Here is a 26,017-nt window from a genome sequence, read left to right on the forward strand (position 1 = left end):
CCGGCCCCAAAGTATGCGATATTGTGGCCAAACGCCTCTAGAGCGCTTCCCGCGAAAGTTGCTCGACTTTCGCGACAAGGAAGCGCTCCAAATATATGTAATCGAGCTTTTTTATCCCGTTTTGATCGAAGCCATTGATTCGATCAAAACGGGAAAGGCTCTAGATGAGGTTCGCTGCTCCATGACGAAGGTTAAGCGACGGCTGATCACGGTGCTGAGCGCCGACGTTGAGGGCTATGCTCGCCTGATGGAGTCGGACGAAGCGGGCACGCTTTCGACGCTGCGCCGCTACCGTTCCGCGATGGCGAATCTGATCGAGCGGCACGATGGGCGCATCATCAATACCTGGGGTGACGCGATTATCGCCGAGTTCGCCAGTGTCGTAGAGGCCGTGCAATGTGCCGTCGAGATCCAGCAAGAGCTTTCCGGTCACAATAGTGCCCTGCCGGATGAGAAACAGATGAGATTCCGTATTGGCATCAATCTCGGCGACGTGATGGTGGAGGGCGATGACGTCTACGGAGACGGCGTCAATATCGCCGGCCGTCTACAGCAATTGGCGGAGCCCGGCGGAATTCTAATCTCCGGCCCGGCTTACGACCAAGTGCACAATAAGCTGTCTATCGGCTTTGACCGTCTGGGCCATCAGCACGTGAAGAATATCGCCAACCCGATCGAGATCTATCGGGTCGTTCAAGGCGGCTCGATGACGCGAGAGTCCAAATCGCGGTCTGACAAGGGGGCGGCGCCCGCCACATCCCAACACCCCGCGCGAGATCAGAAGACTGTCCTCGCCCGCATTTGGGAGTGGTATCTAAGCCTGCCCCGCCCAATCGCCGTGATCTGTGCGGTCGTGGGCTTCCTGTTCTTGATTAATGTATTCAGCGGTCTAGACGACATTTGGTTCCACTGGCCTGCCGCTCCGCTGCTTTTAATCGTCGTTCTCTGGGCAATAGTCAGGCGCAAGCGATTGTAGATGGAGGATCCCCGGCGATCTATGCCCTGTCGACAGGTGTGTCAGCTATCTCGACTGAGCTCAGCGTCCCAGCACTTCAGCTCCAATCGGGCGCCGCTGGCGCGATCACGACCCCAGGTCTCCAACGGAAAATTTCCAGCTCTCCGATCAGCACGTGAGGCCTTCAATTATTCCTCTTGTGACGCTTGCCGGCCGCGCGGAGGAAATCGTGCAGGCCCTGCTCCGCCTTTGTGCATCTGGGAAGTGGCTTTCCCGTGCAATAGGACAGAGAGCCATTCTCATGCTGCTCGATGATCGCCGCGTGAATATAGCTTTTGCGGGTCACGGCTGGCGTGTTGGCGAGCATGGCGCTGATCTCCTTCGCGACTTGAGCCAGCGCACGCCGCCTTTCCGTGTCGGTTCCGCCGGCGCTGCCGGCGAGACGCTCAAGCGCAACGGACGATGCCCGCAAGGTCCGGAAGTCCTTGGCTGAGATCTTCGCACCCGCTATGCCCGCGAGATAGCGATTGAGATCACCGGCCGTCATGTTCCTGTATCCCTTGCCACTTCTCAACTTGAACAGGCGCCGCCCGGACGACAGCTTTGCCCGGGCAATGTTGCGCGCGCACTTGCTGTCATCGAGACTGGCCTGGATATGCTTCTTGCCCTTGCCCGGGAAATCGAAGGATACAATGGCGCCGGAGACGGCGACATGCTTGCGCAGCAGCGTAGCCACGCCGCGCCCGCTTTCTTCGCCCGCATATTCCTCATGCCCGGCGCGCAGGCACAGACGATCCACCAGCCGCGCGGCGGTCGCGAGAACGGCGTCGTCTCCTTCCCGATCGAGGTCACGCGCGATACTGCCTCTTATGCGCGGCAAGGCGGCTATCAGCCGGGCGAGACGGCGCGCCTTCACGTCGTTGCGGACCACCTCCCAGTCGCGATGATAGATGTATTGGCGGCGTCCGGCTTCGTCGCGCCCCACCGCCTGTATGTGACTGCGCGGGTCGGCGCTGATGCGGACATCCCGCCAGGCCGGCGGAATGACAAGCTTCGCGATCCTGGCGGCATCGCGGGAGCTGATCGATCGCGCCTTTCCATTGGTGACATGCCGGATTTTTCCGGGGCGAGCCCGCCGGATCGGAAAGGCATCGATGTCAGCCTTTCTCAACTGGACCGGTAGAGAGGGATCTTCCCAGATGGACATGGTGACCAAACGTCGTTCAGGCCGTCCCGTTCCATTGCCTACGACATGTGCATCATGCAGGCGGCGAAAGGATCGGACTCTCGGGGTTGGGGGGTATCGGAGTGAGAAAAGAGGCCCGCCACCGCTCTTTCCTGGCGCGGCGCGTCCGGTCCGGAGGCTTACTTAACGCGCGAAAAGCCAGAATGTTCCTGTAGCGCGCCGCAAAACTACGGACACCCCCGTCATTCAGTCTCCCGGCCGGAGTTCCCAATCCTCATGCAAAGGCAACCATCGCCGCGACGAAGAGGATCGCGAAAGTCGCCGGAAAGGCGACGGCCAGCGCAAGCGCCAGCCCCGGCCTCGCGCCGCGCCAGGCGAGAAGCAGCGCCGGCAGGCCGGTGAGCAGAAACAGCGCCGTGACCAGAACGCCGGCCATGCTGTCGAGGCCCCTGGTGGCGGGATCTGAAGTTGAGAAAAACATGCCGGCGGCAACCGCAAGCCAGACGACCGTGTCCAACACGCCGATAATCACAGTCGCCATGCGCATCCTTTGACGCTCCCAAAGCTGCGGACCTGTCCATATCAGACGATCAGCGCCACCAGCACAATCCCCGCTCCGATATTCCCGCTAAGACTGAGCGCGCCACCTACTCTAGGCACGAAGCTCAACAGGCCGAAAACGACAGGAATTCCGACGAGCGCGAAGATCAGGCCCAGAAGGGCCGACATCCAGAGGACCAGGAAGGTGGCGCCACCGCCCACGACGACCGCCAGGACGAAAGCGAGGAGCGCGAGCGGGTCGCGCATTACCCTGTTGAGCCACGCCCACAGGTGTTTGAGAGATGATCGCAGCATGGCCCGGCCGATTGCATCACGTTGAGTTGGATCACGCAGCTCGTTAGCCCCGCCCAACACGGAGTTCAAGCCCTGTCCGGGGTTTACTGCGGACATCGCGCGCCGCTTCCCCGCAAATACTGCAGGCCGACGTGAAAGCGAACGGATGTGTCCCGCTCCGGCAGATAGGCAACCGTCTGGACGACCTTGACCGCTAATAGGCGTCGTCCCGGCCATCTCCCTTACAAATCGGTAAAGTCCCGGTAAGGCTGAACAAAGTTTCGCCCCTCTATGGATAGCGGACCGATGCCTCTGTCCATTTGAAGGCCACAAGTTATGTCCATAACGCCCCGGAGCGCGCAGCTGCCTTGCCAGAAAGAGGCGGCAAGCGATCGATCAACAAAGCCAAGTGGCAGGAGCAAGGTTTTGCGAGCACTCCTGATCGAGGACGACAAGAGCACCATGACATTCATCGTCAAAGGTCTCAAAGAGAATGGCTTTGTCGTTGATAGCGCTGCGGACGGCAAGGATGGCCTGTACCTTGCCGCGACCGAAAAATACGACGTGATAATTGTCGACCGCATGCTTCCTAATCTCGACGGGTTGAGCATCGTCAAAATGCTCAGGGCGATGGGAAACCATACGCCGGCGATCTTCCTGACCACCATGTCTGGAATTGACGACAGAGTTGAAGGTCTGGATGCAGGCGCCGATGATTATCTCGTAAAGCCCTTTGCCATGTCGGAATTGCTTGCCCGCCTTTCGGCCATATTGCGCCGGCCGCCGGTTTCGGACGTAAAGACCACGCTTCGGGTCGGCGATCTGGAAATGGATTTGCTCAAGCGCACCGTACGCAGGGCAGGGAAGGCGATCGAGCTGCAACCACAGGAATTTCGCCTCCTTGAGTATTTGATGCGCAGCGACGGCAGGGTAGTGACGCGAACGATGCTCCTGGAGAATGTGTGGGATTTCCACTTCGACCCGCAAACAAGCGTGGTCGAGACCCATATCAGCCGACTGCGCGCCAAGATCGACAGGGGCTTCGCCACCGAACTCGTACGAACCGTGCGCGGTGTTGGGTATTCGTTGCGTGAAGATGCTTAGAGCATTCGGAACCATCAGTTTCCGCCTGTCCGTACTGGTCGCAGCCCTCTTCGCCTTCTGCTTTACCACCCTCATCTTGATCACCTATTTCGCGACGACGGGAGCAATGAGTGATCAGTTGCGGCAGTCGATCGAAAATGACTCGACGGAGCTGGTAACCGACGCGACCGCCGAAGGAGTAGAGTCAATCGTCGACGATGTGAGTGAGCGGCTGCGATACGCGCAGGGGATGAACCGGTACTACTATCTCCAGGATAGCCATGGGCGGAAGCTGGCAGGGAACCTCGGCGCGGCGGCCGATCTGAGAGGGTGGCACGAAGGGCCGTTCAATTCCAAACAGGTCGCGGACCCGAGCCTGTTGGGAGACGAGGATCACGAGCTGTGGGGCCGAGGCACGGGCTTTCCCGACGGATCATTTGTTTTCGTTGGCCAGGACGCCTATCCTGTAATCTCGACACGGGAGGCTATTCTTCAGTCATTTGCCTGGTCAATGACCGCAGCCCTCTTTGTCGCAATCCTCGCCGGCATATTCGCGAGCCGGAAATTTCTTGGCAGGATAGATGCGATAAACACGACAAGCCTGGCCATCATTAACGGCCACTTGAAGGAACGCATTCCAATCAAAGGAACGTCGGACGAAATGGACCGGCTTTCAGCCAATCTGAACCGCCTGTTTGACAACAATCAAACGCTCCTCGACAGCCTCAAGCAGGTCACGACAAACATCGCTCACGATCTCCGCAGCCCACTCAGCCGGCTTCGCCAGACTCTCGACTCCGCCAGAGCGGACGGCAAGCCGCGGAAGGCGTATGTGGCGGCTATCGACACGGCAATCGAAGAAGCCGACAATTTGCTGGCGACCTTTGCCGGGTTGCTTCGAATAGCACAGATTGAATCCGGATCGCGCAAGCAAGGCTTCCAGCTGGTTCATTTCTCGGAAGTAGCCGAAAGGGTGGCGCGCGCCTATCAGCCGGTGGCGGAGGATATGGAAAAGGAACTGACTACCTTCATCCAACCGGACCTGCGGATCATCGGCGATCGCGACTTGTTGACCCAGATGCTCGCGAATCTGATCGAGAACTCGATCCGCCACACTCCTGGCCAAACAAAGATCACCCTGAAGCTCGAAGCAGGCGGCAGCGGTATCATTGCCGAAGTAGCGGACTCTGGACCTGGCATTCCAGCAGCCGAGCGGGAGAGGGTTTTCGAGAGATTTTATAGGCTCGACGCAAGTCGCACCACGCCGGGCAATGGCCTGGGTCTTTCCCTCGTGGCCGCGGTCGCCAGCCTTCATGATATCCACATCGACCTGGAAGACAACCGCCCTGGCCTGCGCGCCATCATGAGGATTCCTCTCGGCGAACCGCGCGTTGGCGCCCCTCCATCGACAGGCCATATTTAGGTCTCTCTCGCGCAACGCCCCCTGATAGTACGGAATTTTGGCCGGCCGTTTAACGATCCGTAAAGATTCAGACAGACGGGCGACAGCCGGCCCTGGGCATTCTTCGCAGGGCCGGCTGCAAGCTCGCCCGGCATCACAGCGATTTCAACCGCAATCGGGAGATCCGGAACCATGAACAAGCTCACCCTCGCCACAGCTGCACTTTGTCTGTCTGTGGCGGGCAGCGCAATCGCAAACGCGGCGGCAGCCGTGCCCTGCGAAGATATGCTCAAGCAGCTGCGCGACGCGGAAAAAGCGGCATCATTGAGTGAACCCGACAAGAGCAAGGTAACAGAACTCGAGAGCAAAGGCATCGAGCGCTGCAACGCCGACGACGACAAGCGTGCGGATCAGTTCTTTGATGAAGCGCTGAAGCTCGTCATCAAGAAGTAGCGGCGTCGGCAGCCGCGAGAAGGAGCTCACTATGAGAGATTTTGCCAACAGCATCGAACGTGTTCCCAACCGCGTCCCGCAGATCACTCCCGACTTCTGGCTGGTCAAGCTTCTGGCCGTGACAATGGGTGAAACAGCCGCTGACTATCTGGCCGTGAATCTCGGTCTCGGACTTGCCGCAACATCGTGGATAATGAGCGCAATCCTGGCGGTTTTTATCTTCCTGCAGTTTCGACCGAAGCGTTACGTCCCATGGGCTTACTGGGCCGCGGTTGTCATGATCAGCGTGGTGGGCACTCTCATCACCGACAATCTGGTGGACAATCTCGGAGTCCGGCTGGAGACAACAGTGGCGCTGTTCAGCATTGCACTCTTACTCACATTTGTAATCTGGTACTGGTTCGAACGCACTCTCTCCATCCACACGTAATCACGACGCGGCGTGAGATATTTTACTGGCTGGCGATCCTTTTCACTTTTTCCTTGGGCACCGGAGTGGGCGATCTGGTCGCCGAGAAGTTTGAGCTCGGTTACTTCGCCACGGGCGTCCTCTTCTTCGGCATAGTCATCGCGTGCTTCTATGCCTATCTGATGGGGTTCAATGCAGTTGCGGCATTCTGGCTGGCTTATATTTTCACGCGGCCACTCGGCGCCTCCTTCGGCGATGCATTATCCCAGCCGGTCGAATATGGCGGGCTCGGATTGGGCACTACCTTTACCAGCCTGCTGTTCTTGCTCGGAATTGTCGCAACCGTCATTTTCATGACGGCAACCGGCCGAGGCGAGGAACGGGTGATCGTTGGGCCGTCTCGCTGGTGACCGTCACTGTTCGCTCCAATTTCAGCCCCGGCATTATTCGCAAGGAGAACTAAACAGACCGCGCGACGAGATGGGCCTTGACCTTCCCATGATTGGAACCACCACCTTCGCGACAAGTCGTTTCTCCGCCGCTCGTTTGATCGGGCGGCTCAACGTATCGAAGGTGGATTTGTCATGGCCAGCAGGGCCGCATTCTTTTTCCTGGCGACCGCTCTTGTCGCCGGCGTCCTCGTCTATGTGTATCGGGACGAGATAACGCCCCATGTCGGCCCCGTCCTCGACTTTGCGCCCTCCCCTGGCGCGGAACTCGAAGGTGCTGGACCGCCTGCGGCGCCGCCCCCTCCTCAGGTTCCGGTTGCGGAAGTTGTCACACGCGAGGTCGCCCCCTGGAGCGAATTCACCGGTTATGTCGCGGCGGTCGGTAGCGTCGAGCTCAGGCCGCGCGTCGGCGGCGCCATCGACGAGGTGAGCGTGCCCGAGGGCGGGCTGGTCGACGAAGGACAGCTTCTGTTCCAGATCGACCCGCGTCCATTTGAGGTGGCTGTCGAGACCGCGGAAGCGCAGTTGCGCCAGGCTGAGGCCTTGCTCGCGCAGGCCGAGACCGATTTCGACAGGGCCGCGAAGCTCGTGCCGAATGGGGCGATCCCGCGCAAGACCTATGACGATGCGTCGGCCAAAAAGCGTGAGCGTCAGGCGCAGGTAGAGGCGACCAAGGCCGCGGTCGCGGCCGCGCGGCTCGATCTGTCCTATGCGCGTGTCACGGCGCCCATCTCCGGCAGGGTCGATCGTGTATTGGTGACCAGGGGCAATCTGGTCACCGGCGGCAATGCCGGAGCGGCGACGCTTCTCACCACAATCGTCTCGATTGATCCGGTGCATGTGCATTTCGACATCGACGAGCCGACCTATCTCGATCTTGCCGCCAGGGCCAGGCCTGACCGTGGGGAACGTGACGCGGTCAAGCTTCCGGTTCGGATCGCGCTCGTGACGGAGAAGGGATTTCCGCATGAAGGCGTCCTTGATTTCATTGGCAATGGGATCGACCGCGGGACCGGCACGGTCAGGGCGCGCGCCGTTGTCGCCAATCCTGACGGGCGCTTCGCACCGGGACTTTTCGCGCGGGTGAGGCTTGCCACCGATGCGCCGCGGCAGACGATCCTCATCGACGACCAAGCAGTCGGGACCGACCAGGGCCGCCGCTATGTGCTGGTGCTCGGCCCGCAGAACAAGGCCGAATACCGCCCGGTCGAGCTCGGGCCGGTGGTCGACGGCCTGCGCGTCGTCACCCGCGGCCTCAACTCCGGTGAGAGCATCATCGTGAAGGGACTGGTCCGCCCCGGCATGGAAGTCACGCCACAACCCGTTTCAATGGCCGCCGCCGGCGGCAAGACCGATCTGGCGGCTAAGGAGGCATCCCGATGAACCTGCCTCGGTTTTTCGTCGACCGCCCGATCTTCGCGGTCGTGCTCTCGGTGCTGATGGTGATCGTCGGCGCGGTCGCCCTCGTCAAGCTGCCTTTGAGCGAATATCCCGCCGTCACGCCGCCGACCGTCCAGGTGACCGCAAGCTACCCGGGCGCAAATCCGCAGGTGATCGCCGAGACCGTCGCCTCGCCGCTCGAACAGGCGATCAACGGCGTCGAAGGCATGCTCTATATGAGTGCGCAGGCGGCCACCGATGGGCGGATGACGCTCACCGTCACCTTCGCGCAAGGGACCGACCCAGACATCGCGCAGATCCAGGTGCAGAACCGCGTCTCGCGGGCACTTCCGCGGTTGCCGGAAGAGGTACAGCGGATCGGCGTCGTCACCCAGAAGACGTCTCCCGACGTGCTGATGGTCGTGCATCTTCTCTCACCGGACAAACGCTACGATCCGCTTTACGTCTCGAACTATGCGATCCTGCAGGTGCGCGACGTGCTCGCCCGGCTCTCCGGCGTCGGCGATGCAGTCGTCTGGGGTGCGGGCGAATACGCCATGCGCATATGGATCGATCCCGGCAAGGTTGCCGCCCGGGGCTTGAGCGCGAGCGACGTGGTCGCCGCGATCCATGAGCAGAATGTGCAGGTTGCCGCTGGCTCCGTCGGCCAGCAGCCTCACGCCTCCGCCGAGTTCCCGGTCACCGTTAACACGCTGGGACGCCTCACCAGCGAGGAACAGTTCGGCGACATCGTCGTCAAGACCGGCGGCGACGGCCAGGTCACGCGATTGCGCGACATTGCGCGCATCGAGCTCGGCGCCGACGCCTATGCTTTGCGCAGCCTCCTCGACGGCGAGCCAGCGGTGGCGCTGCAGATCATCCAGAACCCTGAAGCGAATGCGCTCGACGTTTCGAACGCGGTGCGCGGCGCCATGGCGGAGCTCAAGCGCGATTTTCCGGAAAGCCTCGACTACCGGATCGCCTATGATCCGACGGTTTTCGTGCGCGCGTCGCTGGAAGCGGTCGCAGTCACTTTGCTCGAGGCCGTCGTGCTTGTCGTGCTCGTCGTTGTGCTGTTCCTGCAGACCTGGCGGGCGTCGATCATTCCGCTCGTCGCCGTGCCGATATCACTCATCGGCACCTTCGCCGTGATGCACCTCTTAGGCTTCTCTCTCAACACGCTGTCATTGTTCGGCCTGGTGCTGTCGATCGGCATCGTCGTCGACGACGCGATCGTCGTCGTGGAGAATGTCGAGCGTCACATCGTGCTGGGCGAAGCTCCCAAGGAAGCGGCGCGCCGGGCGATGGGCGAGGTCACGGGGCCGATCATCGCCATCACCTCGGTCCTGGCGGCGGTGTTCATACCTTCGGCCTTCCTGACCGGACTTCAGGGCGAGTTCTACCGGCAGTTCGCGCTCACCATCGCGATCTCGACCATTCTCTCGGCGATTAATTCGCTGACGCTCTCGCCGGCGCTCGCCGGCGTGCTCCTGAAGCCGCATCATGGCGGCGCGCCCAAGGACCTTCTCACGCGCATCATCGACCGGCTGTTCGGCTGGTTCTTCCGGTTGTTCAACCGCTTCTTCGACAGCGCTTCGAACGCCTATGTCTGGTCGGTGCGGCGCGCCGTGCGTTTGAGCGGTCTGGTGCTGACTATCTTCGCCGGCCTTCTCGCCGTCACCTGGTTGGGCTTTCAGAGCGTGCCCGCGGGCTTCGTGCCCGCGCAGGACAAGTATTATCTCGTCGGCATCGCCCAATTGCCGACCGGCGCTTCGCTCGACCGCACCGAGGCGGTGGTCAAGGAGATGTCGAGGATCGCGCTCGCCGAGCCGGGCGTGGAGAGTGTGGTGGCCTTCCCCGGCCTGTCGGTCAACGGCTTCGTCAACATCCCGAACGCCGCCGTGATCTTCGCCATGCTGGATCCCTTCGAGGAGCGCCGGGATCCATCGCTGTCGGCCAACGCTATCGCCGGACGCCTGTGGGGCAAGTTCGGCCAGATACCGGACGGATATTTGGGGATATTTCCGCCGCCGGCGGTGCCGGGGCTTGGCACCATCGGCGGATTCAAGCTGCAGATCGAGGACCGGGCGGGGCTTGGTTTCGAGGCGCTGGCGAAGGCGCAAGGCGAGATCCTGGCCAAGGCGGCTGCGGCACCGGAGCTGACCGGCATGATGGCGAGCTTCCAGGTGAACGCGCCGCAGATCGAGGTCGACATCGACCGGGTCAAGGCCAAGGCGCAAGGCGTTCCCTTGACCGAGATCTTCGAAACGCTGCAGGTGAATCTGGGCTCTCTCTACGCCAATGACTTCAATCGTTTCGGCCGCACCTACCGCGTCATGGTCCAGGCCGACTCGGCTTTCCGCATGCAGGCCGAGGACATCGGCCGGCTGAAACTGCGCAACGCCGCAGGCGAGATGATGCCGCTCGCCGCCCTCGTCACGATCTCGCAAAGCTCTGGGCCTGATCGCGTCATGCATTACAATGGCTACCCGTCGGCCGATATCACCGGCAGCCCGGCCCCGGGCTTCTCGTCCGGAGAGGCCACCGATGCCATCGAGAAGATCGTCCGCGAGACGCTGCCGGCCGGCATGCATTTCGAGTGGACCGAGCTCACTTTCCAGGAGAAGCAGGCGGGCAACACAGCATTGTTCGTATTCCCGCTGTCGGTGCTGGTCGCGTTCCTCATCCTGGCGGCGCAATACAACAGCTGGTCGCTGCCCTTCGCGGTGCTCTTGATCGCGCCGATGGCGCTGCTCGGCCATCGCGGGCGTCTGGTTCTGGGGTGGCGACAACAATATCTTCACCCAGATCGGTCTCGTCGTGCTGGTCGGTCTCGCTGCCAAGAACTCCATCCTGATCGTGGAATTCGCGCGCGCCAGGGAGGATGACGGGCTCGATCCCTTGAGGTCCTCGAGGCGGCCCGTCTGCGCCTGCGGCCGATCCTCATGACGTCCTTCGCCTTCATCGCCGGCGTCGTGCCGCTGGCCATCGCGACCGGTGCGGGCGCCGAGATGCGCCAAGCCATGGGCATCGCCGTCTTCGCCGGCATGCTCGGCGTGACGCTGTTCGGGTTGATCCTGACGCCGGTCTTCTATGTCGTCGTCCGGCGCCTGGCGGAGCGGCGGCGAGCGCAGTCGGAACCGATGGTGGTGGCTGCTGAATGAGGAGTGCTTCCGGGTCGCGCTTATTGCAGTTATCGCAGTTCGAACTGGCACGTCATGGCGCTACGGCGCGGCCGGAAGCACGACGCAATCCTCGGCACGGAATCCGACACAGACCTTGTCGCCTTTGCCGAATCGCTTGCCGCCACGGTTCGGCTCGACGACCATCAATGGCCCTGCGGCGCAATCGACGCTGTAATGGAGTTCAGGCCCCATATTGATCATGTCGGCAACGGTGCCGGGCAACTGGTTGGCGCCCGATCCCGATTTCTTCGTCCCGGCTACGGCAACGGTAATACGCTCCGGGCGGACACAGATACTGACCTGGGTTTCATCCGCAATGCCCGGATCACTGACCGTCAACAGCGTTCCTGCCGCTGTCACGACATGGGCGTAGCTGCCTGGCTTGGCGGCCGAAATCGTCCCGTGAAACCAATTCGTCCGGCCGATGAACGTTGCGACAAAAGATGTCGCTGGCCGGGAGTAGATTTCATCGGGTGCGCCTTGCTGCTCGAGACGGCCGCGATTCATCACGATGATCCTGTCGGCGAGGCTCATCGCCTCGTCCTGATCGTGGGTAACGACAATGGTCGTCGAGCCGACGGCGGTCAGGATTTCCTTCAGCTCCACCCGCAATTCTTCGCGCAATTTGGCATCGAGCGCCGACAAGGGCTCATCGAGCAACACCAGCTTGGGTTTTGTCGCGAGCACCCGGGCCAGCGCCACGCGCTGTTGCTGTCCGCCGCTCATTTGCCGCGGCCGGCGATCGGCGAAGCTTTCAAGCTGCACCAGGCGCAGCATCTCAGCGACCCGATCGGCAATATCGGCCTTCGGCCAGCCGCGATGCTTCAGCCCATAGGCGATGTTTTCCTGCACCGTCATGTGCGGAAACAGCGCATAATGCTGGAAAAGCAGCCCGACATTGCGTTCATAGGGCCGCTTGCCGGCCATCGATTCCCCACTGATCTCGATTGTACCCTTGTCCGGCTCTTCGAAGCCGGCGATCAGGCGCAGGGTCGTGGTCTTGCCGCAGCCGCTGGGGCCAAGAAGCGCTACCGTCTCACCCGCCGCTGCCGAGAACGAGATGCCATCGACCGCGGTGAAGCCGCCAAAGGATTTCCCGACGCCGTCGAATTTGATGACCGGATCAACGGTTGCTTGCATGGACTTGACCTTCACCGAAACACGCCTTGTCCGATGGCGCGATTGAGACCGACGAACTTCTCCAGAATGGCGATGAGCACCAGCGTCATGACCATCAGCATCAGCGATGCCGCCGCGATGGTGAGATCGAAATTCGCCCGCATGCTGCTGATCAGCGCGATCGGCAGCGTATAGGTCTGCGCGTCGGTCAGCATGATTGACACAGCAACGTCGTCCATCGACACGGCGAAGGCAAAAATGGCGCCGCTGACGATGCCGGTGCGGGCGAGCGGGAAGGTGATGTCCCAGAACGCCCGCCTCTCATTGGCCCCCAGGATGAGGGCTGCCTCGGTGAGCGAGCGGTCGATGCCGGAAATTCCGGCCAGCGTGGCGCGGATTGTATAGGGCACGGTGATGATGATGTGGCCGCACAGCAGCCGGGCGAAGCCGTTGAACAGTCCCATTTGCGACAGAAACAGAAGCAGGGCGAAGCCGATGACGACCGGGGGCACCACCAGCGGTGAAAGGAAGAAGGAAATCAGCGCATCTTTGCCGCGAAACTGCGTGCGGTCGATGGCGTAGGCGGTAGCGATCCCTGCGGCGAGCGAAATCGCGACCGATGCCAAAGCCAGCTGCACGCTGGTGCTCAGGCCGTTCAGGAAATAGCTGTCGGAAAAGAACGTTACGAACCAGCGGAACGAAAGCGACGGCGGCGGCAAGGGTCCAAGATAGTCACGCGAGTCGAAAGCCATCACCGCCGTCACCACGATCGGTGTCAGCAGGAACAGCACGACGATGACATTCATCGCTCTGCAGAGAAACCGGGCGATATTATCGGCGCGGCGTCCACTCATGACTGCCACCTTTTGTTGACCTGATGGGTCATCACATAGACGATCAGCATGGCGAGGACAAAAAGCACGATCGAAATCGCAGCGCCGCTCGGATAATTGGCGATCTCACTGAAGCGGTTATAGATGAGATTGGAGATGAACAGGACACGGCCCTTGCCCAGGATCATCGGTATGACGAAGGCGCTGATGGAGAAGGTGAAAGCGAACAGGAAGGCCGCCAGGATACCCCGCATGCAGAGCGGCAGGGTGACGGTCAGATGGGCCCGCCATGCCGGAGCTCCCAGCGCCTGGGCGGCATCGGTGAGCCTCGGATCGACATTCTGGATCGTGCCCAGCAGAGTGAGTGTCGACATCGGGATGATGTAGTGAAGCAGGCCGGCGCCGACCAGAATTTCGATATAGCCACGGCCATTGGGTGAAATCCCCAGCGCCAGCAGGGTGGAGCGCATCGGTCCGGCGGCACCGAATGTCAGTTCCAGCGCATAGGTCCGCACCAATACGCTGAGGAACATGAGGGTTACGAAGAACCCGACCGCGATGGCCCGCCAATGCGCCGACAGGCGCCGCGCGATCCAATAGGCCAGCGGCAACGAGAAGAACATGCCGGCAAGCGATGCCAACAAGCTGATGCGCAGTGTCTGGAAGAAGAAGCCGGCAAAGGATGGCGTCAGCAGTTCGGAATAATTGACGGCCGTGAAGGGCGCGTCGATGGCTGACCCGATCCTGCCCGGCTCGAACAGCCGGAAGCTTTCGACGAACAGCCCGGCCATCGGCAGGACAAACAGCGCGAGGAAGATCGCCGCCGCCGGTAAGAACAGGAGGTGCGGGCCGCGCGCCGGTATCACTGCCCGCCTCCGTCCTGATGTCTCCCCGATGACATGTGCCTTGCCTCAGAGGAGCGGCGCTATGTCATTCTCCCAGCGCTTGGTCCACGCGTCCTGCTGGGTGAGCACGACGTTGAAATCCGGCACATAGACAAATTTGTCGAATTCTTCGGGCGTGAACGACAGGTGCTTGAGATGATCGGGCGTCTTCGCCTTGACGTTCAACGGCGCCTCGCCGGCGACCTGGGCATAGAGATTGCTCATCTCGGGGCTGATCGCATGGTTGATGAAGCCGAGCGTCGCCGCGAGATTGGGCCGGTTTTGGAACACTGCGAAACCGCTTTGATAGAGGAATACCGGCATGCCTTCCTGCTTGGTGAGACGGACCAGCGGGAACGACTTGGCGACGGCGGTCAATTGCGGCTCCGAATAGAACCCCGCGACCGTCTCGCCGCTGGTGAGCGATGTGGTGAAATCCGTATCGGTCACCGCGATCCTGCCGATATTGCCGGATTCGGCCAGTTTCTTCATGAGGTCCCAGCCCGAGTCCATCTTGTTCTCGTTGCCGCCGGTATGCAGCGCCAGAGCGACGATCTGCAGCATCATGCTCTGGGTCGGACCCGGCCAGCAGATCTTGCCCTTGAGGGCTGGGTCGAAAAGATCCTCGATGCGCTTGATCTCGATGGGGCAGATATCTTTGCGGTAGGCGAAATAGATGCCGCCCACGGCGCGCGGGACCGCCATCCACTGGCCCTTGGCATCCTTGACGATGATCTTCTGTGGAATGTCGGCGAGGTTCGGCACCATTTCAGTGGTCACCGGAACCAGCCAGTCCTCCTTGATCATGCCGTTGAATGATCCCTCCCAGCCTGCGACATAGTCGAATTCGGCGCGCGGCCAGGTTGCCTTGATCTTGGGGAGAATGGCGCCCGACCCGCCCTGGTGCAGGACCCAGTTGATCGTGACCTGGTCCTGCTTGGCCTCGATCTGCTTCATGGCATTGACCACATCGCCGCCCCATTCGACGGCGGTGAGTTCGGTGGCGGCTGAGGCGCGGCCCGCCAGGCCAAATGAGCTGGCTGCGATGGCGGCGGCGGCGGTTTTGAGGGTCTGCCTTCTGGTGAGCAATGTCATGAAAATCTCCCATTCAGCGTTTTGCCGGCTTTGCTTCCGGGAGCAAACCTCCACGGGCGAGCCGGCTGCGACCGTGGGATCATCGGCGGAAAGGTGCAATATACAAGTGACAATGGTCAGTTTCCGCCGCATCAATGTAACTGCGGTTGCGGCCGAGCGGGCCGGCGGCCGAATATTGAGGAGTGGCGCCAAAAGTATTAGTATGGCGTCGGGGCAGGTTATCTCCCGAAAGGCGGTCGCGCTTGCTGACCAATCTTTCCGAGGGCGACATCCGGTTGCTCAAGGTCTTTGCCAAAGTCGTCCAGGCTGGCGGGTTCTCGGCGGCGCAGATCGATCTGAATATCAGCCAGTCCACCATCAGCACCCATATGACCTCGCTTGAGCAGCGGCTCGGCGTCAGACTATGCGAGCGCGGGCGTTCCGGGTTCGAGCTCACCGAGCGGGGCAAGCTCATCTATCAGGCAAGCCAGCGCCTGTTCGCCGCGCTCGATGAATTCCGCTCCGACGCCGGCGCTGCCCGGAACTGCCTGACCGGCAATCTGGTGGTTGGCATTGTCGACAGCCTCATCGTCAATCCGGCTTGCGCCCTCGATCGCGCCATCGCGGCCTTCAACCAGAAGGCGGCCGAGGTCCAGATCACCATTCGCGTCACCTCTCCATCAGAAATCGAACGTGTCGTGCTGGAGGGCAGCTGCGACCTGGGGCTTGGAACCTGCGGCCGTCACTCGCCCTATCTCGAATACGAAGATCTATTCGAGGAGCGGCAAGTGCTCTATTGCGGCCGCAGCCATCCTTTGTTCGGATGCAGCACCAAAATCGGGATTGCCGACCTGGGTGGGCAGCAATTTGTCCGCCGTGCCTATGCGGCGCCGGTAAAACTTCCGCCGGGCATCAAGCTGGTCTCGACCGCAGTCGCCGATCTCATGGAAGGGGTTGCGGTTTTCGTCCTGTCCGGCAGATATATCGGCTTTCTGCCGGCGCTCTTCGCCCAGCACTGGGTGGCGCAGGATCTCATGCACCCGCTGCTGGAACAGACGCTCGGTTATCAGAATCCGGTCTATCTGGCGACGCGCAAGACGGAAACGAAGAAGCCCGTCCTGTCGGCATTTCTGCGCGAACTGCGTCTGGCGCACGCACTGCCGGCGCCGGCCAATGCCGCGGCGGCTATGCCGGTCAAGGTGCCGGCCACCGTCTGAAATTTCCGATCAGTGTTTCAAGACCTGGCTGAGGAACAGTTTGGTCCGCTCGTTCTTGGGCGCCGCGAAGAATTCCTTGGGCGACGCAACCTCGACGATCTGGCCATGATCCATAAAGACAACCGTGTCGGCGACGGTCCTGGCGAAACCCATTTCATGGGTGACGCAAATCATGGTCATATGCTCCTTCGCCAGTTCCACCATGACATCGAGCACTTCCTTGATCATCTCCGGATCGAGCGCCGAGGTGGGCTCATCGAACAGCATGATATGCGGCTCCATGCACAACGCCCGCGCGATGGCGACACGTTGTTGCTGTCCGCCTGAGAGCTGGCTCGGATATTTGTGCGCCTGTTCGGCAATGCGGACGCGCTTCAGATATTCCATGGCGCGGTCCTCGGTTTCCTTGCGCGCCATCTTGCGCACCCGCCGCGGCGCCAATGTCAGATTGTCAAGCACGCTGAGATGCGGAAACAGGTTGAACTGCTGGAACACCATGCCGACCTCGCGGCGCACATGCTCGATATTCTTGACCTGCTCGTTGAGCTCCACGCCTTCGACAAAGATCTGGCCCGACTGATGCTGCTCCAGCCGGTTGATGCAGCGGATCGCGGTGGATTTTCCTGAACCCGAAGGTCCGCAGATCACCACCCGCTCGCCCTTGCGCACGGTCAGCGAAATATCCTTGAGCACCTGAAACTTGTCGTACCATTTGTTGACATTGCGCATCTCGATCATCGGCGCGTCAGCGTTGGGAAGGAGTGACGATGATACCATTTCGGGCCTCCGGACTATCGCGTGCCGCTCAGGCGCCGTTCCAGGACCCTGGAACCGACGGTCAGCGGGTAACACATGGCGAAGTAGATGATGGCCACCAGCCCATAGATGAGGAAAGGCTGGAATGTCGCATTGGCGATGATCTGGCCGGACCTGGTCAGTTCATTGAAACCGACGATCGAGGCCAAAGCCGTGCTCTTGAGTAGCTGAACCAGGAAGCCCACCGTTGGCGGTATCGCAATCTTGAGGGATTGCGGCAAGATCACATAGCGCATTTGCGTCATGAAATTCATGCCGAGGCTGGCACTCGCATCCCATTGCCCGCGCGGAATGGCATCGACGCAGCCGCGCCAGATCTCGGCCAGGAAAGCGCCGGCATAGAGCGTCAGCGCCACGCCCGCCGCCAGCAAGGGCGAGACGTCGACACCGATGAGAGGCAGGCCGAAGAACACCAGGAACAGCTGGAGCAGCAGCGGCGTTCCCTGCAGCAGTTGAATGTACAGATTGGTCAGCGGGCCGCCGGACTTGGGATAGGCATAGCGCCAGAACAACAGCAGCAAGGCAGCCATACCGCCGCCGGCGAAGGCGATCGCCGCCAAGAGCAACGTCCAGCGCGCCGCCAGGAGGAGGAAGGGAATGATATCGGCAAGCGAGAGACTGACCATCAGCGGCGCCCCGCGAAAAGGCGGCGACCGGCGCGGGCGAACACCCAGCGCAGAGCTATCGCCATGCCGAGATAGATCAAAGCGATGACGAAATAGGTCTCGAAGGCCCGGTAGGTGCGCGATTGGATGAAGTCGCCGGCGTGGGTGAGATCGGTGACGGCGATCTGCGACACGACGGCTGATTCCAGCATGGTGATGACGATCTGGCTGACCAGGGCAGGATAAACATTGGCAATGGCCTGCGGCAGGATGATGTAGATGAACACCGAAAGCGGCGTGATGCCAAGCGCGAAACCCGCTTCGCGCTGGCCCGGCGGCACGGCTTCGATCCCTGCCCTGACGATTTCAATGGAATAGGCCGTCAGGTTGATCGTCATGGCGAGCACCGCCGCCGTGAGCGCCGACATTTTGATGCCGAGGCTGGGCAAGCCAAAAAAGACGAAGAAAAGCTGGACAATGAACGGCGTATTACGGATGAGTTCGACATAGGCGGCCACCAGCTTGCGCGCCCAGCCGAGGCCCCAGCGCGAGGTGGCGGCCCCACCGATGCTCAATGCGATGCCGAGTGTGGCGGAGATCGCGGTCAATAGCAGGGTTATCCCCGCCCCATGCAGGAGCAGGCCCAGATTTTCCGCGATCGCGCTGAAGTCGAACTCATACCCCACGGGCGAACTCAGAATCCGGCGGGCAAGGGCTGCTTGAGCCACTTCACGGCAATTTCATTCAAGCTGCCGTCCGCTTTCATCGCGACGAGTGCTGCATTCACTTTTTCCTGGAGTTTCGTCTCGCCTTTTTTGACGCCCATATGCGATGGCGACGTCAGGAGCTGAAACTTCTCGACCGGCTCGATCGCCGGATTCTTGGCCAGGATGGTTGCGCCCACATCATTGCCGACGACCATCAGCTGCGCCTGGCCGGAAAGGAACGCCGAGATCACGCCATTATAGTCGCTGTAACGTTGGATGTCGGCCCCTGCCGGGGCAACCTTGGTGACTTCCGTATCTTCCAGCGTGCCGCGATTGACGGCGATGGTCTTGCCCGCGAGGTCGGCGGCATTCTTCACCTCCACCTCCTTCGGGCCCATGACGGCGATGTAGTACGGCGCATAAGGATCGGTGAAGCCCACGACCTGGGCCCGCTCATCGCTGAATCCGATACTGAGCAGGAGATCAACCTTGCCTTCGGTGAGATAGGGAATGCGGTTCTGGCCGGTGATACCGACCAGTTCGGCCTTGACGCCGAGAGCCTGGGCCAGCTTTTCGGCAACTTCGGTATCGTAGCCCTGGATCTTCATGTCGGAGCCCATCGAGGCGAAGGGCGGGAAGTCCTCGAAGATGCCGATCTTGATGACGCCGGCCTTGGTGACGTCATCGAGTACATCGGCCTGTGCAGGAGCAAGCGGGCCGAGCAGCAGGACAGCGACGAGCGAGAGACCACAGCCCAAGCCGGCCCTGCGGGATAGGGAAAGTGTCATGTAAACCTCCTGAGAGTTTTTCCATGCGCGCATCTTCGGCGCGTCGGTCTCAATGTCGCCCCTTCGTCATTCCAGTCAATAGCCGTGCGCCGAAAGTCAGTTCGGCGACCGTCCATGTAAGTGTCGGACTTTTGTTAGATCCGAGCCCAGAGCTTTGCCAGATCTCACACTAACCTGTTGATTTGGCGCGATTCCCGCGGCGATTTAAGTCACGTCGCTGTGTCGCGGCCGCCTATCGCGCGTGGCTATCGCCCTTTCCAGAAGTGAGCGTGTCAGTGCCCGCACGCTCTGCCGCGCCGTTCTGCGGTCTGCCGCTGACGATCACCTGCAGGACGTCCTGTTCGGTTGTCTGGGAGATTACCCTTTCGCCGACATTCTCGCCTCGCTTCAGCACCATGACGCGGTCGCCCACGGCGAAAATGTCCTGAAGCCTGTGCGAGATGATGATCTGGGCGACGCCATGCTTTTTCAGTTCGAGCATGGTCTCGAGCAGCCGCTGCGTGGCCATCACCGAAAGATTGGCGGTCGGCTCATCGAGAATGACGACGCGCGGCTCGAATGAAATGGCGCGCGCGATGGCGACCGACTGCTGGCGTCCGCCCGACAGGCTCTCCACCTTCTGATGCACCGAATTCACATCGACCTTGAGGCGCTTGAGCACATCGTTCGCCTCGGCATACATCTTCTTGCGGTCGACGAACCATCTTTTGACGGGCCAACGTCCGAGAAAGATGTTCTGTCCGACATCCATGTTCCCGCACAGGGCGAAATCCTGGTAGATCATCTCGATCCCGGCGGCGCGGCTTTCATGCGGGCTGCGGAAATTTGCCGGCGTTCCGCCCACGACGATGTCGCCCGCATCGCGATGATAGGCGCCGGTCATGATCTTCATGAGTGTCGACTTGCCGGCTGAGTTATCGCCGACGAGCCCGAGGATCTCACCCGGATAGAGCTTGAGATCGACATTCTTCAAGGCCTGAACCGCGCCGAACGCCTTGCTGATTCCGCGCATCTCGATAATGGGTATGTCGGCTTCGGCAGCTGCCATATGCATCACCCTGGTGACGTCCGGCGCTTCGCCAGGAACTGCCGGACCCTTCCGAATATGTCGGCCTGCCTCAGCCAGATGTCGATGAGCACCGCGGCGATGAGGATGAGGCCGATGAACACGTTGACCCAATGCTGGGGGAGAACGATCGAGCGCCCGTCGGCGGTGATGATATTGAGCTGTAGGAGCGCTCGCACCAGCGTTATGACGGCCGCCCCTGCCAGCGAGCCGATGATCGTGCCATAACCGCCGAAGATCGACCCGCCGCCGATGATCACCGCGGCGATCGCGTCGAGCTCGCGGAACTGTCCCGCCACCGGATTGAAGCTGCGAAAATATGCGACATTGATGATCCCGGCCATGGCGGCGCACGTGCCGGCAAAGGCAAGCGCCAGGAAGCGCACGCGCTTTGTGTTGATGCCGGCATAGTCGGCCGCCCGCCGGTTTCCGCCGGTGGCCAGCACCTGCTGGCCGAACGGCATGAGGCCGAGGACGATGCCGGCGATGACTGCCACGAACAGCGTCCACAGGGTCTGCACGCTGACGGCGTCGGCGACGGCACGCAACACGCCCTCCGGCAGCTGCACACCGTAATAGTTGAGGATATCGCCGATCTTGCGTCCGAACAGATTGAACCTCTCGGTGAAGCCGGTGAGCTGCTGGCCGGCGACGATCCACGCCGCTAGCCCGCGCGCGATGTAATACATGCCAAGCGTGGCGATGAAGGACGGCAGCCCGAAGCCGACGGTAAGGAGCCCGTTGACGATGCCGGCGCTCATGCCGGCCAGCATGCCCATCATGACCGCCGTCATCGGATCGACGCCCATGACCTTGAGGCCATAGGCAGCGGTACTGCCTGCGAGCGCCAATACGGCCCCGACCGAGAGATCGATGTCACCGCAGGCGATCACATAGGTGAGGCCCACCGTAAGCAGGGCCACTTCGGTAAAATTGAGGAGAATGGCGAAGGTGTTAGCGAGGTTGCCCCAGTAATCGGGCCTCAGATAGAGGCCGGTCGCCCACAATGTCAGCACGAGGACGATCGCCAGCGCATCGCGGCGCGCGAAGAACTTGCCCATCCCCCGCGCATGGAGAGCCCTGTCGCTCGCGACGGTTCCGCGTGTTCCGATGCCTTCCATGGCGACGCCGCCGCTTTCGGGCGGGGGCGGCGGCGGGCGGCCGCGCAGCCACGCCCACAGCCGCGCTGGTAGCTGGCGCCTGAGGACGAAGGGCTCGATCAGCACGGCGGCAAGCAGGATCAGGCCGAGAAAGGCGGGCACCGCGCCGGCCGGCAGCTGGCTCAGCGCATTGACGGTCACATCGACGCCGTCGATCTTGACTGTGCGGGTCGTGGGCCAGCCCTCGCGCAGGACCTTGTTGATGAGGACGGTCAGGATCGTGCCGAGACAGCTCCCGGCGATCCGGCCCCTGCCCCCCAGGATCGACGCCCCGCCGATAATGACCGAGGCGATGACGATAAGTTCTGCGCTGAGTCCGAATTGCGAGGTGACGCCCTTGTCCTGGGCGATCGCCATCAGACCCGCAAGTGTCGCCGACAGCGACGACAGGAGATAGGCCCGGATGCGCACCCAGCGCGTCGGGATGCCGGCATAGATTGCCGCCTGCTCATTGCCGCCCGTGGCGAATGTCTCATAGCCCCACCGGGTCTTGGCGAGAACGATGGCACCGATCACGGCCACCACGATGAATATGATGATCTGGTTGTTGAAGCCGAGGGCGTTCGTTTCGCTGATCTGGAAGAACCCGGCATAGTCCTGCGCCTTGGCCGGATAGGCGATGTTCTTGCCCCCGGTAAGGCCGAGCACCAGGCCGCGGCCGATGAGCAGCATGGTGAGTGTGGCGATGAAGGCGGGGACCTTGAGGATCGTCACCAGCACGCCATTGATGAGACCGATCGCGGCACCGAGCAGGAGGCAGAAACCCAACGCCGGGGCGAGCCCCAGATCATAGTGGGTCGGCGAGAACAGGATAGAGAAGGCGACGCCGACCAGTCCGAAGGTCGAGCCGACCGAGAGGTCGATGTCCTTGTTGACGATAACGAAGGTCATGCCCACGGCCATGACGCCATAACGCGCGGAATCGCGGAGCAACGCATGGAGCGCGTCGGGCGTGCCGAAGAAGGCCGGATTGATGAGGGCGCCGCCGATATAGAGGAGCGCCATGAGCACCAGGAGGCCCAGCTCCCAGCTGCCGAAGAACTGCTGCGGATGGCGGCTTCCCACGGTCACTGCGCGCACCGGCATGAAGTTCAGGTCATCCGCGGCACGGCGTGCTGGACCGCGGGAGGGCCCCTGCCCTCCCGCTGTTTACCAGACAATCGGCCTTTGCAGCAGTGCTCAGTTTTCAAAGCGCTTGCCGATATTGCTGACCGTTTCCTTGGTGACCAGCTGGGCGCGCGTGTCGAGATTGGCGGCCGAGATGCCGCGGTCGATCTGCAGATAGAGCTGCATGACCGGCCAGAAGCCCTGCAGGAAGGGTTGTTGGCCGAGCGCGCCGGTAAGATCGCCGCTCTTCATGCCCTCCTGCTGGGCGGGGCCCAGATCGAAGCCATAGGAACAGATCTTGCCGCCCATTTTCAGCTGCGCGATCGCCTTCACCAAAGCCGGCGTGAAGACATTGTTGGCGGCGAAAGCGCCCACCACGTCGCCGCGTTGTTCGATGAGGCCGATGATGCTGTTGACCGGATCGTTCATGTCGGCGGGAACGCCGACGCTTTCCGGACCCGCATCGACCTTAAAGTTATCGAGCGTGCCGGCCGCTTTCAGGGCACCGATGGTCGCATTATAGGCGGAAGTCACCCGATTGTTGACTTCGATATTTCCCATTGCGGTATCGTTCGGGAAGATGATGGATCCCTTGGTGACACCCTTGTCCGCCAGGCACTTGGCGAGCGCGGCGCCGGCGATCGCCGCGGCCGATGCATCCTGACCGGTGTGGCTGATGCCCAGCCGGTTGTATATGTTGGGATCGAAGGAATTGGTCGTCGCTACCGGGATTCCGTTCTTCGCGGCGGCCTTGACGATATCGTCATAGGCGCCGACCTGCGGCGTGGTCATGATCAGGCCATCGATGGTTGGATCCTGGATGACCTGATTGAGGATCTCGATTTCGCGCGCCGGATCGTCCGTCGGCGATTCCGAGCCGAGCAGCAGGATCTTCGCGCCGATCATGTTGCCGGCGACGGTGGCGCCGACATAGACCGGATCGAAGAATCCGTTGCCGGCCGTATGCGTGACGATCGCGAAGGTCAGATGACCGTCGGCGGAATGGAAATTCTTGGTGCCTTCCGCCTCCTTCGCGGCGTCCTCGAAACTGTAGCCGCCGACAGCCTTGCTGACGGTTCCGGATTGCTGGGCGCTGGCACCAGCGGACATCAGCACGGCCAGCGACAACGCACATGTCGACATGAGCAGCGATTTCATGATCTCCTCCCGAGTTTCAGTTATTTGTCTTATTTGTCTGATGAATAGCAATGCCGAGACTAATCCAGTCATGGAACTGCCGCAAGGGCCACCCGTGGCCGGAGGGCGACAGGCGGCCGGGTAGGTTGCCGGCCGCCGCCCGCGCTGACGAGCTACTTGGCGATACAGCTTCCCGCCGTATCCTGCGTGCATTCATCGAGGCCGGTATAGATCACCGGCTCGACCGCCTTGCCCGCCAGGAGGTCGAGCATCACGCTCGGCGCGCGATAGCCCATCTCGAACGGCCGTTGGCCGACCTGCACATGGCTGCGTCCGGCCTTGAGCGCCTCCATCTGCGGCGGCAGCGTATCGCCTGCCACGATCACCAGCTTCTTGGCGCCCATCTTGTCCTTCACCTGATCTGTCACCTGGGCATAGGCTTGCGGCGCGAACTGCGCCCAGCCCCCTCGAGGACGAACGCGTCGAGCGCCGGATTAGCGGTGAATGTGTCCGCCATCTGCTGATTGGCGAGATCAGCCTGGTCGTTTGTGAATACCGGGCACCCATCGATTTCCGTCCAGCCGTTCTGTCCCGTCAGCCGTTCGGTGCCCTTGGCGCCGGAGAGCGTATCGCGCGTGCCGGCGGCGCGGGCATTGATATTGTCGGCCGCGACATTGCCGAGCTGGAGGCAGATGGTGCCGCCGCTGGGCTTGAGCTTCTGTAGATACTCACCGAACTTGACGCCCATCAGATAATTGTCCGTGCCGAGATAGGTCTTGCGCAGCGCCGCATCATCCTTGCCGAGATCGGCATCGATGGTCATGATCGGGATCGACGGATTACGCTCACGCAGCAGCTTCGCCATCAACGGCGCATTGGATGGCGAAATCGCGATGGCCGCGATATCGGGCTTGCCCAGGAGGTCGTCGACGATCTGGACTTCACCCGCCTCGTCGGCACTCGATGCCGGTCCCGTATAGAAGCACGAATAGCCCTTGCCGGCATTTTCGGCGTTCCATTTCTCGCAGCCGAGATGGATCTGCTCGAAGAACGGGTTATCGAGGCCCTTGACCACGATCGCAAGGATCTTGTCCGCCGCCTGCGCCGGAGCGGTCGCCAGTCCGAAAGCCGTGGCGGCGAGCAATGCGAGCGAGAAACACTTCATTTCTACCTCCCTGACCATGTGTTCATTTTAGACCCGGCATCGGGAACAGCAGCGGCGTTCCCGGCTCCTTCCAAGGCCCCCTCTTCGGCCTGTTGCCGGCCGTCAGGCCCACTTCAGCTAACCCCAACGGCTGCGCAACGTCAACTTATTTGTCGGACAAATCAGATAATACATATCAATTGCGGAATAGCCGTTGCATCACCTGGCGGATGGTGAAATTCTTGAAGCAACCAAGGAGCCTGTCATGGCGGTCTTGCAGCTGAATGGAATATCCAAGAATTTCGGCGCCATACAGGCGCTCGACGGGGTGTCTCTTGAACTGGCGAGCGGCGAGATCCTTGGCCTCATGGGCGACAATGGGGCGGGAAAATCGACGCTCGTGAAGATTATCGCCGGCAACTACAAGCCGAGCCGGGGCACGATCACCATCGACGGCGCGGAAGCGGAATTCCATCGCCCGATCGATGCCCGTAACAAGGGCGTGGAAATCGTCTATCAGGATCTCGCGCTCTGCGACAACCTTTCGGCAGCCGTCAATGTGTTTCTCGGGCGCGAGCTGACGACCGGCTTCGGCCCCTTGCAAGTCATGAACTATGCGGCGATGAACGCCCGGGCCGGCGAACTGTTCAAGGAGCTCAAATCGGAGACGCGGCCGCGCGATCTCGTCCGCGCCATGTCGGGCGGGCAACGCCAGGCGGTGGCCATCGCCAGGACGAGGCTCGCCAGAGCGAAGATCCTGCTCATGGACGAGCCGACCGCGGCGATCTCAGTGCGCCAGGTGGCCGAGGTCCTCAATCTGATCCGCGAGCTCAAGAGCCAGAACCTCGCGGTGATCCTGATCAGTCACCGCATGCCCGATGTCTTCGCCGTCGCCGACCGGATCGCGGTCCTGCGGCGCGGCCGGAAGGTTGCCGACAAGCCGACCGCCAGCACATCGCCTCAGGAAATCACCGGGCTCATAACCGGCGCTATCGAAACAGCCTGATGCACCCTTGGAGGGATC

21 protein-coding genes and 3 pseudogenes are annotated in these 26,017 nt (G+C 61.4%); 9 read left to right on the plus strand and 15 right to left on the minus strand.

The window, feature by feature from the left end:
* Nucleotides 1-58: 58 nt before the first annotated feature.
* Nucleotides 59-976: an adenylate/guanylate cyclase domain-containing protein gene (locus G5V57_RS06580; protein WP_371744742.1), complete on the plus strand. Its 918-nt coding sequence runs from the start codon at nucleotides 59-61 to the stop codon at nucleotides 974-976.
* A 163-nt stretch (nucleotides 977-1,139) separates the two neighbouring features.
* Here G5V57_RS06580 and G5V57_RS06585 read toward each other — a convergent pair whose 3' ends face one another.
* The 3 genes from G5V57_RS06585 to G5V57_RS06595 form a co-directional block, all read right to left on the minus strand.
* A complete protein-coding gene (locus G5V57_RS06585) occupies nucleotides 1,140-2,162 on the minus strand; it encodes a DNA topoisomerase IB (protein ID WP_165166748.1) in 1,023 nt (340 codons plus the stop codon).
* Nucleotides 2,163-2,415: 253 nt separating this feature from the next.
* Nucleotides 2,416-2,682, minus strand: a complete 267-nt coding sequence (locus G5V57_RS06590) for a hypothetical protein (RefSeq protein ID WP_165166749.1) — start codon at nucleotides 2,680-2,682, stop codon at nucleotides 2,416-2,418.
* Nucleotides 2,683-2,723: 41 nt separating this feature from the next.
* On the minus strand, nucleotides 2,724-2,996 hold the full coding sequence (locus G5V57_RS06595; protein ID WP_165166750.1) for a hypothetical protein: 273 nt from the start codon (nucleotides 2,994-2,996) through the stop codon (nucleotides 2,724-2,726).
* Nucleotides 2,997-3,401: 405 nt separating this feature from the next.
* On the opposite strand from G5V57_RS06595, the gene G5V57_RS06600 reads away from it, so the two are divergent.
* The 6 genes and pseudogenes from G5V57_RS06600 (at nucleotide 3,402) to G5V57_RS06625 (ending at nucleotide 11,315) form a co-directional block, all read left to right on the plus strand.
* A complete protein-coding gene (locus tag G5V57_RS06600; RefSeq protein ID WP_165166751.1) occupies nucleotides 3,402-4,079 on the plus strand; it encodes a response regulator transcription factor in 678 nt (225 codons plus the stop codon).
* On the plus strand, nucleotides 4,072-5,481 hold the full coding sequence (locus G5V57_RS06605) for a HAMP domain-containing sensor histidine kinase (protein ID WP_246737664.1): 1,410 nt from the start codon (nucleotides 4,072-4,074) through the stop codon (nucleotides 5,479-5,481). Before G5V57_RS06600 ends, G5V57_RS06605 begins: the two co-directional genes overlap by 8 nt.
* 171 nt (nucleotides 5,482-5,652) lie before the next feature.
* Complete coding sequence (locus G5V57_RS06610) at nucleotides 5,653-5,913, plus strand: hypothetical protein (protein ID WP_165166753.1); 261 nt, start codon at nucleotides 5,653-5,655, stop codon at nucleotides 5,911-5,913.
* A gap of 31 nt (nucleotides 5,914-5,944) precedes the next feature.
* Nucleotides 5,945-6,732: pseudogene (locus tag G5V57_RS06615) on the plus strand (hypothetical protein).
* A 174-nt stretch (nucleotides 6,733-6,906) separates the two neighbouring features.
* Nucleotides 6,907-8,154, plus strand: coding sequence for an efflux RND transporter periplasmic adaptor subunit (locus G5V57_RS06620; protein ID WP_165166754.1), 1,248 nt, complete (start codon nucleotides 6,907-6,909; stop codon nucleotides 8,152-8,154).
* Nucleotides 8,151-11,315, plus strand: a pseudogene (locus G5V57_RS06625) (efflux RND transporter permease subunit). The gene G5V57_RS06620 and the pseudogene G5V57_RS06625 overlap by 4 nt, the downstream one beginning before the upstream one ends.
* 60 nt (nucleotides 11,316-11,375) lie before the next feature.
* Here G5V57_RS06625 and G5V57_RS06630 read toward each other — a convergent pair.
* Genes G5V57_RS06630 through G5V57_RS06645 form a run of 4 tightly spaced genes read right to left on the minus strand, consistent with a single transcriptional unit; the run spans nucleotide 11,376 to nucleotide 15,267 of the window.
* On the minus strand, nucleotides 11,376-12,476 hold the full coding sequence (locus G5V57_RS06630) for an ABC transporter ATP-binding protein (RefSeq protein ID WP_165166755.1): 1,101 nt from the start codon (nucleotides 12,474-12,476) through the stop codon (nucleotides 11,376-11,378).
* Between the two features lie 11 nt (nucleotides 12,477-12,487).
* Nucleotides 12,488-13,309, minus strand: a complete 822-nt coding sequence (locus G5V57_RS06635) for an ABC transporter permease (RefSeq protein WP_165166756.1) — start codon at nucleotides 13,307-13,309, stop codon at nucleotides 12,488-12,490.
* Nucleotides 13,306-14,154, minus strand: a complete 849-nt coding sequence (locus tag G5V57_RS06640) for an ABC transporter permease (RefSeq protein ID WP_165166757.1) — start codon at nucleotides 14,152-14,154, stop codon at nucleotides 13,306-13,308. The genes G5V57_RS06635 and G5V57_RS06640 overlap by 4 nt, the downstream gene beginning before the upstream one ends.
* A 45-nt stretch (nucleotides 14,155-14,199) precedes the next feature.
* Complete coding sequence (locus G5V57_RS06645) at nucleotides 14,200-15,267, minus strand: ABC transporter substrate-binding protein (protein ID WP_165166758.1); 1,068 nt, start codon at nucleotides 15,265-15,267, stop codon at nucleotides 14,200-14,202.
* A 242-nt stretch (nucleotides 15,268-15,509) separates the two neighbouring features.
* Here G5V57_RS06645 and G5V57_RS06650 point away from each other — a divergent pair, with 242 nt between their 5' ends.
* Nucleotides 15,510-16,463: a LysR family transcriptional regulator gene (locus G5V57_RS06650; RefSeq protein WP_165166759.1), complete on the plus strand. Its 954-nt coding sequence runs from the start codon at nucleotides 15,510-15,512 to the stop codon at nucleotides 16,461-16,463.
* Nucleotides 16,464-16,472: 9 nt separating this feature from the next.
* Here G5V57_RS06650 and G5V57_RS06655 read toward each other — a convergent pair whose 3' ends face one another.
* The 8 genes and pseudogenes from G5V57_RS06655 to G5V57_RS06690 form a co-directional block, all read right to left on the minus strand.
* A complete protein-coding gene (locus G5V57_RS06655) occupies nucleotides 16,473-17,240 on the minus strand; it encodes an amino acid ABC transporter ATP-binding protein (RefSeq protein WP_305849382.1) in 768 nt (255 codons plus the stop codon).
* A gap of 14 nt (nucleotides 17,241-17,254) precedes the next feature.
* Nucleotides 17,255-17,905, minus strand: a complete 651-nt coding sequence (locus G5V57_RS06660) for an amino acid ABC transporter permease (protein WP_165166760.1) — start codon at nucleotides 17,903-17,905, stop codon at nucleotides 17,255-17,257.
* Nucleotides 17,905-18,570 carry an amino acid ABC transporter permease gene (locus G5V57_RS06665; RefSeq protein ID WP_165166761.1) on the minus strand — a complete coding sequence of 222 codons (666 nt, stop codon included), beginning with the start codon at nucleotides 18,568-18,570 and terminating at the stop codon, nucleotides 17,905-17,907. Before G5V57_RS06665 ends, G5V57_RS06660 begins: the two co-directional genes overlap by 1 nt.
* Before the next feature lie 8 nt (nucleotides 18,571-18,578).
* Nucleotides 18,579-19,379 (minus strand): transporter substrate-binding domain-containing protein, encoded by an 801-nt coding sequence (locus G5V57_RS06670; RefSeq protein WP_165166762.1) that lies wholly within the window; start codon nucleotides 19,377-19,379, stop codon nucleotides 18,579-18,581.
* Nucleotides 19,380-19,611: 232 nt separating this feature from the next.
* Complete coding sequence (locus G5V57_RS06675; RefSeq protein WP_165166763.1) at nucleotides 19,612-20,427, minus strand: ATP-binding cassette domain-containing protein; 816 nt, start codon at nucleotides 20,425-20,427, stop codon at nucleotides 19,612-19,614.
* Nucleotides 20,428-20,432: 5 nt separating this feature from the next.
* Nucleotides 20,433-22,691, minus strand: coding sequence for an ABC transporter permease (locus G5V57_RS06680; protein WP_165166764.1), 2,259 nt, complete (start codon nucleotides 22,689-22,691; stop codon nucleotides 20,433-20,435).
* A 93-nt stretch (nucleotides 22,692-22,784) separates the two neighbouring features.
* Nucleotides 22,785-23,855, minus strand: coding sequence for a substrate-binding domain-containing protein (locus G5V57_RS06685; RefSeq protein WP_165173889.1), 1,071 nt, complete (start codon nucleotides 23,853-23,855; stop codon nucleotides 22,785-22,787).
* Between the two features lie 167 nt (nucleotides 23,856-24,022).
* Nucleotides 24,023-25,014 (minus strand): annotated as a pseudogene (locus G5V57_RS06690) (substrate-binding domain-containing protein).
* Between the two features lie 244 nt (nucleotides 25,015-25,258).
* Between G5V57_RS06690 and G5V57_RS06695 the strand changes: the two are divergent.
* Nucleotides 25,259-25,999, plus strand: a complete 741-nt coding sequence (locus G5V57_RS06695; protein ID WP_165166765.1) for an ATP-binding cassette domain-containing protein — start codon at nucleotides 25,259-25,261, stop codon at nucleotides 25,997-25,999.
* The last annotated feature ends 18 nt before the right edge of the window (nucleotides 26,000-26,017 follow it).

The sequence above is a fragment of the Nordella sp. HKS 07 genome (assembly GCF_011046735.1).
Taxonomy (GTDB): Bacteria; Pseudomonadota; Alphaproteobacteria; order Rhizobiales; family Aestuariivirgaceae; genus Taklimakanibacter.